At 30.7% G+C, this 14,758-nt stretch carries 14 protein-coding genes and 2 pseudogenes; 11 read left to right on the forward strand and 5 right to left on the reverse strand.

What is annotated here, in order from left to right; all coding sequences use genetic code 11:
* Positions 1–4 precede the first annotated feature (4 nt).
* The 7 genes and pseudogenes from argF (at position 5) to NMU03_RS07870 (ending at position 6,190) form a co-directional block, all read left to right on the forward strand.
* Positions 5–996 (forward strand): annotated as a pseudogene (gene argF / locus NMU03_RS07840) (ornithine carbamoyltransferase).
* Positions 997–1,199: 203 nt separating this feature from the next.
* Positions 1,200–1,631: a hypothetical protein gene (locus NMU03_RS07845; RefSeq protein WP_290142079.1), complete on the forward strand. Its 432-nt coding sequence runs from the start codon at positions 1,200–1,202 to the stop codon at positions 1,629–1,631.
* Positions 1,632–1,840: 209 nt separating this feature from the next.
* Positions 1,841–2,452, forward strand: a complete 612-nt coding sequence (locus NMU03_RS07850; RefSeq protein WP_290142080.1) for a response regulator transcription factor — start codon at positions 1,841–1,843, stop codon at positions 2,450–2,452.
* Positions 2,449–2,658 carry a hypothetical protein gene (locus NMU03_RS07855; RefSeq protein ID WP_290142082.1) on the forward strand — a complete coding sequence of 70 codons (210 nt, stop codon included), beginning with the start codon at positions 2,449–2,451 and terminating at the stop codon, positions 2,656–2,658. Before NMU03_RS07850 ends, NMU03_RS07855 begins: the two co-directional genes overlap by 4 nt.
* 149 nt (positions 2,659–2,807) lie before the next feature.
* Positions 2,808–3,434: an ATP-binding protein gene (locus NMU03_RS07860; RefSeq protein ID WP_290142084.1), complete on the forward strand. Its 627-nt coding sequence runs from the start codon at positions 2,808–2,810 to the stop codon at positions 3,432–3,434.
* 99 nt (positions 3,435–3,533) lie between these two features.
* The gene (locus tag NMU03_RS07865) at positions 3,534–4,295 is read left to right on the forward strand and encodes an ABC transporter ATP-binding protein (RefSeq protein WP_290142085.1); all 762 of its coding nucleotides are present in this window, start codon (positions 3,534–3,536) and stop codon (positions 4,293–4,295) included.
* A complete protein-coding gene (locus NMU03_RS07870) occupies positions 4,292–6,190 on the forward strand; it encodes an FtsX-like permease family protein (RefSeq protein ID WP_290142086.1) in 1,899 nt (632 codons plus the stop codon). Before NMU03_RS07865 ends, NMU03_RS07870 begins: the two co-directional genes overlap by 4 nt.
* Positions 6,191–6,269: 79 nt before the next feature.
* Here NMU03_RS07870 and NMU03_RS07875 read toward each other — a convergent pair whose 3' ends face one another.
* The 5 genes from NMU03_RS07875 to NMU03_RS07895 all read right to left on the reverse strand — a co-directional run bounded on the left by NMU03_RS07875 (position 6,270) and on the right by NMU03_RS07895 (position 9,413).
* Positions 6,270–6,713 (reverse strand): hypothetical protein, encoded by a 444-nt coding sequence (locus tag NMU03_RS07875; RefSeq protein ID WP_290142088.1) that lies wholly within the window; start codon positions 6,711–6,713, stop codon positions 6,270–6,272.
* Positions 6,714–6,947: 234 nt separating this feature from the next.
* Positions 6,948–7,130 carry a radical SAM family protein gene (locus tag NMU03_RS07880; protein ID WP_290142090.1) on the reverse strand — a complete coding sequence of 61 codons (183 nt, stop codon included), beginning with the start codon at positions 7,128–7,130 and terminating at the stop codon, positions 6,948–6,950.
* Between the two features lies 1 nt (position 7,131).
* Entirely contained in the window at positions 7,132–7,707 is a 576-nt protein-coding gene (locus NMU03_RS07885; protein ID WP_290142091.1) for a nitroreductase family protein, read from the reverse strand.
* Positions 7,708–7,722: 15 nt separating this feature from the next.
* Complete coding sequence (locus NMU03_RS07890) at positions 7,723–8,175, reverse strand: MarR family winged helix-turn-helix transcriptional regulator (protein WP_290142093.1); 453 nt, start codon at positions 8,173–8,175, stop codon at positions 7,723–7,725.
* A gap of 134 nt (positions 8,176–8,309) precedes the next feature.
* Positions 8,310–9,413: a DUF362 domain-containing protein gene (locus NMU03_RS07895; RefSeq protein WP_290142095.1), complete on the reverse strand. Its 1,104-nt coding sequence runs from the start codon at positions 9,411–9,413 to the stop codon at positions 8,310–8,312.
* 426 nt (positions 9,414–9,839) lie between these two features.
* Between NMU03_RS07895 and NMU03_RS07900 the strand changes: the two genes are divergently transcribed.
* The 4 genes and pseudogenes from NMU03_RS07900 (at position 9,840) to NMU03_RS07915 (ending at position 14,746) form a co-directional block, all read left to right on the forward strand.
* Positions 9,840–11,243, forward strand: a complete 1,404-nt coding sequence (locus tag NMU03_RS07900) for an IS110 family RNA-guided transposase (protein ID WP_290137705.1) — start codon at positions 9,840–9,842, stop codon at positions 11,241–11,243.
* Between the two features lie 254 nt (positions 11,244–11,497).
* Positions 11,498–13,561 (forward strand): helix-turn-helix domain-containing protein, encoded by a 2,064-nt coding sequence (locus NMU03_RS07905; protein WP_290142096.1) that lies wholly within the window; start codon positions 11,498–11,500, stop codon positions 13,559–13,561.
* 118 nt (positions 13,562–13,679) lie between these two features.
* Positions 13,680–14,401: pseudogene (locus tag NMU03_RS07910) on the forward strand (aldo/keto reductase); the annotation flags it as partial.
* A gap of 114 nt (positions 14,402–14,515) precedes the next feature.
* Entirely contained in the window at positions 14,516–14,746 is a 231-nt protein-coding gene (locus NMU03_RS07915; RefSeq protein ID WP_290142299.1) for a hypothetical protein, read from the forward strand.
* Positions 14,747–14,758 lie beyond the last annotated feature (12 nt).

Genomic DNA, 14,758 nt, shown 5'->3' on the forward strand with positions numbered 1-14,758 from the left:
ACGTATGGTTAACTTAAAAAATAGAAGTTTTTTAACATTAAAAGATTATTCACAAGAAGAAATTCGTTATTTATTAGATTTAGCTCACCAATTAAAGAAAGAGAAAAAAGAAGGAAAAATTGGTGAATCATTAAAAGGAAAAAATATTGTTTTATTGTTTGAAAAAACATCAACACGTACACGTTGTGCTTTTGAAGTGGCAGCTTTAGATGAAGGTGGGCATGTGACTTTCTTAAGTAATTCTCAAATGGGTAAAAAGAATCTTTAGAAGATACTGCTAAAGTTTTAGGAAGAATGTATGATGGTATTGAATTTAGAGGTTTTGAACAAAAAACAGTAGAAGATTTAGCAAAATTCTCAGGTGTACCTGTATGGAATGGTTTAACGGATGTTGATCATCCAACTCAGACATTAGCTGATTTCATGACAATTGAAGAACATCTTGGTAAACCTTTAAATGAAGTGAAATTTGTGTTCACTGGCGATATTCGTAATAATGTTTGTTATGGATTGATGTATGGGGCAGCTAAAATGGGAATGCATTTTGTATGTTTAGGTCCTCAAAGTTTGCAAATTGATTCTGAAGTCTTACAATATTGTCAACAAGAAGCCCAAAAATCAGGTGGAAAATTTGAAGTTTTAGATAATGTTGATGAAGCAGTGAAAGATGCTGATGTGATTTATACAGATATTTGGGTAAGTATGGGTGAAGATGAATCACTTTATCAACCAAGAGTAGAAATGTTATCACCTTACAAAGTGACGACTGAAATGATGAAAAAGACAGGTAAAGACTCTACACTCTTTATGCATTGTTTACCTTCTTTCCATGATTTTGAAACAGAAGTTGCAAAAGCAAAACATGAACAAGGCATAGATATTAGAGAAGTAGAAGATGAAGTCTTTAGATCAACACAATCTGTTGTTTTTGATGAAGCAGAAAATAGAATGCATACCATTAAAGCTGTTATGGTGGCAACAATTGGAAATAGATAAAAAAGCTGTTATCAACAGCTTTTTTATCATTTATACACATCTTTGTTTTATAATTAATATTATAGAAAGAGATAGGATTATGAAAAAATTATTGTTAGTATTGGTATTGATTTGTCTATGAGGTTGTACACAAAATAAGAATACTAAAACAAAGCAGGACACACCACAACAAGAAATGTCACAGCAAGAAGAAAAACAAGAAAGTGAAAGAACTTATGGCAGGTATTCAAAAGACGATGCCACAAGAAATTTATCAGGAACTTGAAAAAAATAAAGTTGTTAGTGAAACTGATGGTACGATTTTAATTGGTAATGATAAAGACGAACCAAGTTTACGTTTGGATTTTACTTATGAAAATGGAAAACTTGTTCAGTTTGTAAATAAGGAATATGGATTTTTTCATAGCTTACCTGAAATTGTCGTGAATGAAGAACAAGCCAAACAAACTGCTCAAACTTTTGCAAAGGTATTTTTAAATCAAGATGTTCATTTGAAAAAGACAACAGATTTAAGTGGGTATGATACAGGTGATTATATTACATTTGAAGACGATAACCATAATACTTATCTTGTGCAATTAAGTTTAAATCTCTTTTTGAAATATAATGATAGTCAGTTTTTGGAGTCATTGTAAACATCATAGTGGTTAAAAAATATAGAAATAAAATTCTTAATAAATAATACATAATTATAGGCACAATATTACAATTTTGTAATGTTATGCTTTTTTCTTTTCGTGGATAAAAGAAAACTATATAATGGTTTTAGAGGTGATTAGATGAATCAAATGCATATTATGATTATTGAAGATGATGAAACACTTGCAAGTGAAATTAAAGATTTTTGAAAAGATGGGGTTATCAGGCTGTTATTGCAACACATTTTGATAATGTTATACAGGATTTTGTGAATTATAAACCACATCTTATTTTAATGGATATTAACTTACCTTATTATGATGGTTATTATTGGTGTACGCAAATAAGGAATTTATCACAAGTTCCTATTATTTTTATTAGTAGTCGTAATGATGATCATGATAAAATTAGAGCTATTTTACAAGGTGGCGATGATTATGTGGATAAACCATTTCATTTAGAACTTTTAAAAGCAAAAATAGAAGCTATTTTAAGACGAACTTATCAGTATAAAGTGAAAGATCAAATGCGTATTAATGAAGATATTTATTATGATAAGATGAAAGGCAGTTTCTTTTATCATGAACAAGAAATACATCTGACAAAATCAGAAAGTCAAATTGTTTGTTTATTACTTGAGTCACAAGGAGATATTGTTTCTAGACAAGAACTGATGGAAACATTATGGAATACAGATGAATTTATTTCAGATAATTCACTGACAGTTTTAATTTCTCGTTTAAGAACAAAATTAAAAGAGGCTTACCACCAAGACATCATTCATACTAAGAAAGGATTAGGTTACTATATTCCATGAAATATATTCAAAAATATTATCGTTATTTACTTGTAATTATCTTAATGATGATTACCTATAATCTTTATTTTATTTATTTAATACCACAAAATAATATTCAATATCTTATCTATTTAGATATGATTCTTATTGTTTGTTTTACAATATTTTTAATGATAGATTTCATAAAAGAAAAACATCTTCAAGATAAGAAAAAGAGTATCTAGAATCAACTGAAATTATTGCTTCACAGTTTGAAAATTATGAAAATATAGACATTGCTTATCATGATATAAATGTTCTACAAGCACAGTTAAATCAACAATATCAAACAAATTATGATTTACAAGATTATATGGCTAAATGGTGTCATGAAATGAAGATTCCATTAGCGGCTAGCCTTTTAATGAATCAAAAAAATCATGATTTTCAACAAAAAGAAGATATGCAAGAACAATTAGAAAAAATGAATCAATATCTCAATCAAATATTGATTGCATCAAGAATTCAAAGTCAGCTTTATGATATCAATATCAGACCTGTTTCTTTAAAAGAAAATGTTTATCAGTCTTTGAAAAATAACCGTTTTTTCTTTATTAAAAACCATTTTGAAATAGATGCTCAACTAGAAGATATAGATGTTTATAGTGATCCTACATGGTTAGTCTATGTTTTTGATCAGATTATGAGCAATGCGATTAAATATGCTTCTAGTGATCCGTGTTTAAAAATAAGAGCCAAGCAATATGAAAGTCATACTGATTTATGGATTGAGGATAATGGTGAAGGTATTCAGTCACAAGATTTACCAAGAGTTTTTGATAAAGGATATACAGGTATGAATCATCATAATGGACAATATAAAGCCACAGGTATGGGATTATATATGGCGAAACAAGTGATAGAAAAATTAGGACATCATATTTCTATTGAAAGTGAATATCAAAAATACACAAGAGTAAAAATCACATTTCAAGATCAAAGAGATTACTTTTATCGCTAACCTTTCAATGAATGTAAGATAAGAAAGCTTATTGTGAGGAAAATGTAAGGATTTCATAATATTTATATTTTACAATGAAAGTGTTAGGAGGAATAATTTATGGATAAGAAAAAGATTGTTGAAATCAAAGGTTTAGTAAAAAATTATGGAACGAGAGGATTTCAGACAAGAGTTTTAAAAGGAATTGATTTAACGATTTATGAAAATGATTTTATTGCGATTATGGGACCTAGTGGCAGTGGGAAAACAACTTTATTGAATATTTTATCTACGATTGATAAACCAACACAAGGAATGGTCTTATTAGATGGTAAAGATATTACAAAGATGAAAAATAAAGAATTATCACAGTTAAGGAGAGATAAAATAGGTTTTATTTTCCAAGATTATAATTTATTAGATACAATGACTTTACAAGATAATATAGCTTTACCATTATCATTAAATGGTGTTTCATCAAAGACATGTATAGCCAAAAGTGAAACCCTAGCAACCATCTTTGGTTTAAAAGAACATTTAAAAAAATATCCTTATCAATTATCAGGAGGACAAAAACAAAGAGGTGCCACTTGTCGTGCATTAATCAGTGAACCAGAAATACTTTTTGCTGATGAACCGACAGGAGCCCTTGATTCTAAATCAAGTCGTGATCTATTAGAGCGTTTAAAAATGGTCAATGATGAGGGAAAAGCGACTATTTTAATGGTTACACATGATGCTTATAGTGCCTCTTATGCTAAAGATGTCTATATTTTAAATGATGGTATGATGAAATGTTGCCTAACAAGAGGGAATAGTCGTAAAGAACTGTATGATCGTATCATTGATATGCAAGTTGCTATGGGAAGTGATTTTGTATGAGTCTAGCAAAATTATCTTTTATTAATTTTAAAGCCAGTTTAAAAAATTATTTATCATTAATGATTTCATTGGCTTTTACAGTTTTGATTATTTTTAATTTCTTTAACCTTTTAGATTCTTCAATGATGGAATCACTAGGTCAAATGAATAGTCGCAATCTCAAGATTGTGATTCAATGTGTTCTTGTTGTTTTAACTTGTTTTATGTTTTTCTTTGTCTGGTATGCAACGAATGTCTTTTTAACAAAACGTAAAAAAGAAATTGGAATCTATGTCTTTATGGGACTAACAAATCAAAGAATTGGCAAGTTATACATGTTAGAGACATTAATGATTGGATTTGTTTCTTTAATCATGGGAATCGGTTTTGGTATGTTGATTTCACAGTTATTTACGATGATTATTATTGCCATTTCAAATATAGAAGTCACTTTAACATTTCAGATTTCCATGTCAGCTATTTTATGGAGTTGTTTGATTTATTTTCTTGTTTATATGATTTTTGTATGCAAAGGTTATATCAATTTAGTTAGAAGTAGTGTTTTAGATATGGTCAGTGCCAATCGTCAAAATGAATATGTGAAACAAAATAAATTGATACTTTTTTTAAAAGCTGTTTTAGGAACAATTATTTTAGTTCTCGGTTATTATTTTGCGATTAAAAAAGGTGGCATGGAAACAATGGGGAATGCCTTGCTGGCTGTTATCTTAGTCATTGTAGGTGTCTATTTATTATTTGGCGGTTTGATTCCATTGATTTATCAAACATTAGCAGCACGTAAAACTTTCCTTTATCATCATCAAAGAACATTATGGATCAATCAAATGATTTTCCGTATGAAGAAAAACTATCGTACTTATGCGATTGTAACAGTCTTAATGATATGTTCAGTGACTGCCCTTGCAACCGGTGTAGCAATGTATAATCGTTGTCAGGTGATAGAAGAATTTGAGAATGTCTATACTTATCAAATCTTTAGTGAAAAGGATAATTTACAATTAGAATTTGCAAGAGAAATAGAAAAACATAATGATATACAATATCAATCTCATATTGAGTTATTACAAATAGAGGCATCATATGTTGATAAAACATTTCAATCTGATACCTATGGTTTGATTCCTTATTCACAATTAAAACAATTAGCAAAGGATTCAAATCAAGAATTTGATTTTCCAGTATTAGAAAATCATCAAATGATAGATTTACAACATCAATATCTTTTATCATTAATTACCAATGAAGAATTCAATGATTTAACTATTCAAGGAAAAGATTATGAAACCATTCAACAAACAACAATTCCTTATTTAGGTTATCTACAAGAACAAGCTTCATTTTATTGTGTCAGTGATGAAGAATTTGAAACATTAAAATCAAAAGGAACACCACTTTATATCTATAACTATAAGATTGTCAATCCAAAGATGATGAATGCATCATTGAATGATATTCAAAATCATCAAGACTGTTTAGGATTAATTAAGCTTGATAGTCAAAATGCATCTAATCAATGGATTAAGATGTTTTATCCAATTTGTCTTTTTGTCTTTATGGTCTTTATCTTTGCCAGTGGAAGTATTATATTTATGAAACTTTATAATGATGCTTTTGAAGAAAAAGAACGTTATCGTGTTTTAAAGAAAATTGGAATTAGTCAAAGAACACTTCAAAAAGGAATACAAAAAGAATTGTTGTTTATCTATGTTGTACCATTTTTGATTATGAGTTTATCATCTTATTTTTCAGTTCATGCTTTAGCAAATATGATGCATACAGATTTATTAATGATTAATATCATGAGTGTTGGAGTGATAGGCTTATTCTTTATGATTTGTTATGGTTTATCAATTGTCATTTATTGTCAAAATGCAGGCATTTATGAAAAAATTTAGATGATATAAAATAACTTTGTTTTAAAAAATGAACACTCTACGTACTATTGATGCTAAGATATATATGAAAAAAGTCGGGTTACTCCGACTTTTTTGTAGCTGCTTTTTTAATTTGACTATGATAGAAATAGTTAACAATGATGGGTGGTTCATCAAAAGCACGTTGCATACTATCATCATTTGTCACATAATCTAACCCAATTTCTTTAGCGAATGTTTGAAGTTCTTGATCTAAATCTTGCCAATAATCAAGCTGTCCATGATTATAAATATCTTGATATAACAGAAGAAGATGAGGATATTTTTCTTGAATATACGACATAATTGTTGATTTGTAGTTAACACGAAGATTTAAGTTTTCAAGCCAGATTAAATGGCATTGATTTTTAGCACGTTGAATAATTGCTTTGACATCTGTGATGCCTGGAAAAATAGGGGAAATAAAACAAGTTGTCCGAATACCAGAATGGTAAAAAGTTTCCATTGCTTTGAGTATACGTTCAATGGATACAGCATGATCCATATCTGATTTGAATTGTTCATCTAAGGTATTAATAGACCATGAAACATGGGCGTCAGGAAAGGTTTTGATTAAATCACTTTTTGTCGCAATACTGATTTTGGCTCCACTGCCTTGTAATTGTAATAAGAGTTCTCTTGTACGTTTATATATTTTTTCTTGGGGAAGATAAGGATCGGTAATGGAATCAATAAATAATTCTTTTCCTTTGTATTTATAAGGATTTTTGATTTCTGGTTAATATTTCACATTTAAAAATTGTCCCCATGGTTTATCATGTCCAGTAAATCTTTTCATAAATACAGCATGACAATACTGGCATCCATGTGTACATCCCGCATAAGGATTGACGGCATATTCACAAACAGGCAAATTTGATTTTGTGATAATGCTTTTGGTTTGTATTTCGCTAATAATCATTTTACCATTTGTTCCAATGAACTCTATTTTCGATAGTTGCTTTGACTTGTGGAGGAACAAGGGCAACAGGACTTGAATAACCAAGAATGACCATTGCTGGTAAATAATAACTGTCTGGAACTATCATAAATTCTTTGATTTTTTCAGGCTCTTTTTTTACTGGAATATGCACCACAGATTCTAAACCTTCTGCTGTTGCAGCTAACAACATGTTTTCAATTAAAGTCCACACAGCCCCATAGTCCATCAAACCATAATTATTTTTAGGATTATCAAAAGCATATTTTTGTTTAAAATAAGGTAGAATGACACACGCTGATTCTTCAATCATTATACGTTGACGTGGATAAGCAATTTTAAATATTTCTTGTTGAGGTGTTTTCGGTTCTTGAATACGACAAGGATAAGGGCGTACACATTTTGCGAGTTCTTTGATAATTGCTTTATCCGTAATTGTCACAAGTTCCCATCTTCTTTGATGATTAGATGAAGGTGCTTTTAAACCAACATCTAATATTCTTTCTAATATTTCTTGAGGAATAGCTTTATCCTCAAATTGACGTTTTGTTAATGACATCATAAAATTCCATATTTAATCCTCCGTTTCTTGATGAATAAGCATTGCAAGATTTTTTGTAAAAGTTCGAGATAAGTCAATCAATTGTTTTTGTTCCTCAGGTAAAAACATGGACATAGCTTTATCTTCAGCCCATGTAATATGACGGACAACTTTTTGGCAATGTTGACGACCGTCTGGTGTCATCACAACAAGCTTATTTCGCTTGGTTTCAGGAATTTCTGTCACCGTAACATATTTTTGTGATAATAAATTTTTGATAATTAAATTGACTGTCTGTTTAGATTGGAATGTACGTTCACAGATTGCCCTTTGTGTCATCCCTTCTTTAGCATAGAAAGGAACATTCACAACCAAAAGTGTTTTCATCAACATGCCATGCTTTTTAGCATATTCATCATATAAAGCAAATTGCTCATCCCTAAATTTACAATACAAATAAGCATTTTTTCTATCTTCTTTATTCATAACTCACCTTCTTTTAGTCTATTTCTTTACAGTCAATTTCTTGACTGTGTTATAACGTAAATTTTATTAATTTCAATAACATTATGAAAAATAAAAAACTCTATAAATGATATGTTCATTTATAGAGCCTCATATTATTTAATTTCAATAAGTTCATATTCACGAGTTCCTAAACCAATCTTTTGAGCATGTTCCAAACATGATTTCCAGTTTGTTTCAGGAGAAACATCAGTGAAATGATCATGGTGATGATGTCCATGTTTATCTAATAAACTGTTTTTGATTGCTGGTTGTTGATTAACCGCATCAGCACAAGCTTGATCTAAAGCGACTGGATCAAAAGATGCAAACATACCTACATCGGGCACAATCGCAATATCATTTTCCGCATGACAATCACAATAAGGTGAAACATCAATGACAAGTGAAATATGGAAGCAAGGGCGACCATCCACAACAGCTTTTGTATATTCAGCAATCTTATAATTTAAAATATCATTGGCTTCATCCATACTTGCCTGAATGGCATCTTTAGGACAAACACCAATACATCTTCCACATCCAACACATTTATTGTGGTCAATCTTTGCTTTACGATCAGTAATCTTTGGGGCATCATGGGCACAGATTTTAATGCATTGTCCACATCCAATGCATAGTTCTTCTTCAACAACTGGTTTACCAGCACTATGCATTTCCATTTTACCTGCACGAGAACCACAACCCATACCAATATTTTTTAAAGCGCCACCAAAACCAGTGAGTTCATGTCCTTTAAAATGATTTAAAGAAATGATAATATCAGCATCCATAATGGCTTGTCCAATTTTTGCTTCTTTAACATATTCGCCATTAACTGGAACTAATGCTTCATCTGTTCCTTTTAATCCATCAGCAATAATTGTATGAACTCCTGTCTGGAAAGGATTATATCCATTTGTATAAGCACTATCCAAATGGTCTAAAGCATTTTTTCTGCCACCAACATATAAAGTATTACAATCCGTTAAGAAAGCTTTACCACCTAATTCTTTGACATAATCACAAACAACTTTTGCCCAGTTTGGTCTTAAATAAGCCAAGTTTCCTGGTTCACCAAAATGAATCTTTATTGCAGCATATTTATCTTCAAAATCAATGTTTTCAAAACCAGCTTTTTTCATTAAATACTTTAATTTTTCAGGTAAATTCATTCTTCCTGTATGCATATCACAATAATAAACTTTAGATTTTTCCATCTTTTTTACCTCCTCATACTCCTGCTTTTATTTTACACTTTTTTCAAAAAAAATAAAGATAATCATCAATATATGAAAAACATGTTATAATTCTCCTCGTATAATATGTATAGAAGTTTGAATTAAGGATTTCTCTTTTTAAACAACTGAGATATCTCAGTTGTTTAAAAAATCCTTGCTTCTACACTCTCTTTTAAGATAATAGTTTCGTTTTGAATCAAGGTTTTATTCTTTTCTCCTGCGGCCATCTTGTTATGTTCCGCTTCTAAAAGACTTAATCCTCTGTTCAAGGCGTACTTTATACCCGAATGAGTTTGTTGCAGCAGTGTATTCTCACTTGTCTCCGCATTTACGAGGTTGCGTTTGTCTTGATTTAGAGGTGCAATTCAAAACCATTTACATACTTTAGAAAGAAGGTCATTTTTTATGAAAAATTACAATTACAATCTTTATGTTGGCATTGATGTCTCTAAAGGCAAGGCTGATGCTGCTGTTCTGGCTGTCCCTGAATTAAGATCGGTCAAACCTCATTTCCTTAGAAAAAAATTATCTTTTAAGTTTATTAAATCTGAAGTTGTTGAGTTTTTAAATACTGTTAGAAAGTATTCCAGTGATCAGTACTGTCTCCACACTTATTTTGCTTTGGAAGTCACTGGCATATATTCTACTAATATCTACACCTTTATTAAACAAAACTGTAATAGCGATGAAGAAATCCATCAGCTTAATACGGATTTCGTTAATAAATGGAGAGAAAGCCATAATATATCTAAATCTGATCCTTTGGATGCTCAAACCATCTGTTCCATTATCGGTACTGATGATCAGGTCAAATATGTTTCAGATTCTGTTTTTGAAAACAAAAACGGATATCAAGATCTTAAGGCTCTCGTTCACAGACACTATCAGATTAAAAAACTCTATTCTCAGGAAACTAACCGTCTCATTGCCCTTTGTGATTGTTATTTCCCTGAACTTCAGTATGTTTTTGAACCTAAATCAGCTGCTTTCCTGGCTGTCTTATCTCAATATCCTACTTCGCATGATATCATAAATGCTTCCAAAAATGAAGTGTTTCATCTTGTTTACGAAGCAACTAGACATCGCTGCAGTATGGATAAGATTGATAAGCTTTTCAATTATGCTCAGGATACACTGGTTCCACATGTATCCGATCATATGAGATATGTTATTTCCAACACTGTTGAAAGCATCATCCATATTCGTACACAATTGAAACTGATTGAAAAAGATATCAGAAAGCTTGCTGCCACTTTTAATGTTTACAGTCTGCTGTTGACCATCACTGGCTGTGGTCCTTTGACTGCCGCTGTTATCATCGCTGAAACCGGAGACATCTTCAGATTCAAAAATGCTGATCATTATGTCTCTTACAGTGGTTCATCACCACGTAACAAGCGTTCTGGCAAGTCTGTGGAAATCATGGGCAAGATTTCCAAGAAAGGCTCAAAATACCTGAGACACGCTCTTTACATGATTGCCGAATTTGCCAGACGACATAATCCTGTTCTTAAACACTTATTTGAAAGAGTGAAGAACGGAAATAAAAAGCGTCATAAATTAGCGGTCATTGCAGTTGCCAATCGCATTGCCAGATATATCTATTCAATCATGAAAAACGAAAGCAGTTTTATAATCATGCATGAAAATATCATGCGATTACCAGAAGAAACCCGAAATACGTTCTTCAATTCAATATCTTTAGATTTTCCAAAGAATACCAGAAAACAGATTTATCAGTATTCTGATATCAATGGTGAAATCCATCGCTTTGTTTATAGGAACGAAGCAACGGAATCAGTAGCTTAAAAACAAAGAAAACCTAAAATGTAAGAGCTTTCAAACACTGAGTTTTGAGAAGTTGTTTTTAGTGCACCCAAAAATCCACTAAAAACATCAAAGAACATCGGATTGCTCCTCTAAATCAGGACAAACACTATTAAAATCATTTTTTTAAATTAATTATTGACATTTAATAGTTTGTCTTATAGGAGAGTAAATCTCTTGAAGATAAGTTGTTATTTTATGAAAAATTCTCATAATGGTAGATGGGAGGAAAAAATATGGATAATCAAAAAATTGGTCAATATATTGCATATAAGCGTAAACAACAAGGAATGACTCAAAAACAATTGGCAGAAGCTTTACTTGTCACAAATAAAGCTGTGTCAAAATGGGAAACGGGTACGAGTCTACCCGATGTTTCTTTATTAAAAGACTTGGCTCATATTTTAAATGTGACAGTTGATGAATTGTTGAATGGTGAAGATGCTTTAGAAAAAGAAAACAGTCCTAAATATCATTATCAGACAATTACGATGACAAAAGCTTTATATAAAGATTATTTTCAACAAATGTACTATGATCATTCATCTTTATTCGTTATTTCTATCATTGGAGGGTGTTTATGCATTTGTGGAGGCTTGGCTATCTATTTATTAAATCGTTATTTACAACATCATTTTGATGTTATTGGATTGTTTATGATGATGGTAGGAATGATTTGTTTAGTGAGTGTAAAAGGTAAACAGTTTTTACAGCTTCATTTCTATAAATCAAAAGATATACAATATCAGATGAATTCTCAAACTTTTGACTATATTCAAGATGGTCAAAAAATATCTTATTTTTATCAAGATATTCAAAATATATGGATATTTGAGACATTCTTTGTTTTTAATATTCAAAATAAAAAGTTCTATATGGATATAAAAGATTTAGATATGATTCAACAACATAGTTCACCAATAATCCATGAAAGAATCACTCAAAAAGAAAAAATAATTCTATGGGTCAAAACCGTCTCACTATTAATTTTTATTTTATTAGTGTGTCTAGAATTAGGTTATGTTGTCATTTTGAAAAGATTAGGATTTGAGTATTTCTTTGATGTGTTAGAATGGTATGTTATCGTAACAATGCTTATATCTTTATATATTTCTTTAACTTTTGGATTGAAACAGTGGACACGTCAAAATCTTAAGGTTGGTTGTTTGTCATTTGTTATTTTTTATATAGTATTGTGGCTTGTTGGTAATCAAATTTCTTCACAACAGACTTATTATTCTCTATCACCTGATTTGTCAAGTCAGCTTGTTTTAAAACAAGATAAAACAACGGGACAAGTCAAAGATTTACATTATACTTTTTTATGTTTTGGAAAGGCTAATGGTATTTATGATGCCAATGGGCAAAGTATTTCTACGCAATGGTTAAATGGTGATAATAATCTTGTTGTTTATTATGATCATGAAGGCAAACGACAAGTTCATGTCGCAACTTATGGTGATCGTGGTGATGGTATTTCTTATTATTATGTTGTATCAACACTTTCAGGAAATTGGATGACCCAAGATAATAAAGATAAAAACTATGCGGTCAGTGTAGAAAATGGAACAGTTGAGATTAATGATCAGGGAGAAACATCAACTTTTAATGTTTCACAAATTGAACAATTTGGTACAACAGCGTTGGCTTGTTATGATGATTATGGAAATCCATGTTATGTTATAGCAATGAATAAAGATTGTGAATTAAATGATGATGGATTAGTTAGTTCTGATGGTACAATCACTATTATAAATTTAAATGATATGGTTCCAGTTGATTTGTTTTGTACAACTTATAAATCAGATCCTCTTGTTCAACAACAAATAGATGATGATATGGAAGAAAGAGCTAAGAGTCAAATCAACGATATGAAAAAAACATTGCTTCAAAATCCTACTTTAAAAAACTTTGAAAATTCACATGATCTCTTTAAAATAGAAACAACATCAGAAGATTTTTTTGAAATTGTAAGATTGGCTTATCAAATGGATATAGGAAGTCAATCAATGAGTGGGTATAAGTCAACAGACCAAATAAACAATATTGAAATAAAAGCGGGAACTCTCAATGATTTTTATGTTGAAGTCACAGCAGATACGTGGATGGAAAATGAAGCAACAGGCAAAATCAATGAAAATGGTCATATTCCACGATATCGTATGATACAAGGGGAAGGATGTTATCTTGTGAGAAAAATGGAATATCGTGTACCTGGTGATGTCTATCTTGTACCACTTTCTTCACCTTTAGAAAAGGATGTATCCAATGATTTATCATATCGTTTTGAAAGAGGATGAGTTGTTATTGAACAACTCTCTTGATGTGATTTATAATAAGGATTAGGAGTGTGAATATATGGAAAAAAGAAAGTTTGAAAAATTAGGAATTGAATCTTCATTGTTGGGTTTTGGTTGCATGAGATTTCCATTAGATGAAAATGGCAATATTGAAGAAAAAGAAGCAGAAGCGATGTTAGATTTAGCGATTGCTAAGGGAGTCACTTATATTGATACAGCTTATCCTTATCATAATGGGGATAGTGAACCTTTTGTAGGAAAGGTCTTAAAAAATATGATAGACAACAATACACTTTAGCAACCAAGTTACCTATCTGGAATGTTCATAGTCAACAAGAAGCAAGAGAGATTTTTGAATCACAGCTACAAAGATTAGACGTTGATTATGTAGATTTTTATTTATTACATGCTTTAGATGATAAAAAATGGCAACAAGTTTTAGATTATCAGATTCTTGAATTATGTGAACAGTTAAAGCAAGAAGGAAAAATCAAATATTTAGGTTTTAGTTTTCATGATGAATATCCTGTTTTTGAAAAAATATTGAAAACACATGATTGGGATTTTTGTCAATTACAGCTAAACTATATGGATATGGAAATACAGGCAGGACAAAAAGGGGTTGATTTAGCCAATCAATTAGGTGTGCCATTAGTTGTCATGGAACCTATTAAAGGAGGAAGTTTAGCCTCTTTGCCAGCCGATGTGACAAAAATCTTTACGGATTATAATTCTCAACGCACATTGGCATCATGGGCTTTACGATATGTAGGAACATTACCAGGTGTTAAAGTGATTTTAAGTGGAATGTCCACTTTGCAACAAGTTGAAGATAATTTAGAAACATTTATCAATTATCAAGATTTAAATGATGATGAACTTACGATTGTCAGCCAAGTTGAAAAGACATTACATGCCAGAACAAAAAATGGTTGTACGGGTTGTGGTTATTGTATGCCATGTCCTTTTGGGGTGAATATTCCAACAAATTTTAGATATTGGAATCATTGTTTTGTCTATGATGATCCAAAATCTTTTCAAGAAAAGTATCAACAAATGGATGAAAAAGCCAAAGCATCTCATTGTCAACAATGTGGAGCATGTGAAAGAATGTGTCCACAACAATTACCAATTCGTGAGGATTTAAAAAGAGTTGTAGAAGATATCAAAAAATTAGGAAGTTAAAGACTTCCTTTT

It is taken from the genome of Allocoprobacillus halotolerans (genome assembly GCF_024399475.1).
Lineage (GTDB): Bacteria > Bacillota_I > Bacilli_A > Erysipelotrichales > Coprobacillaceae > Allocoprobacillus > Allocoprobacillus halotolerans.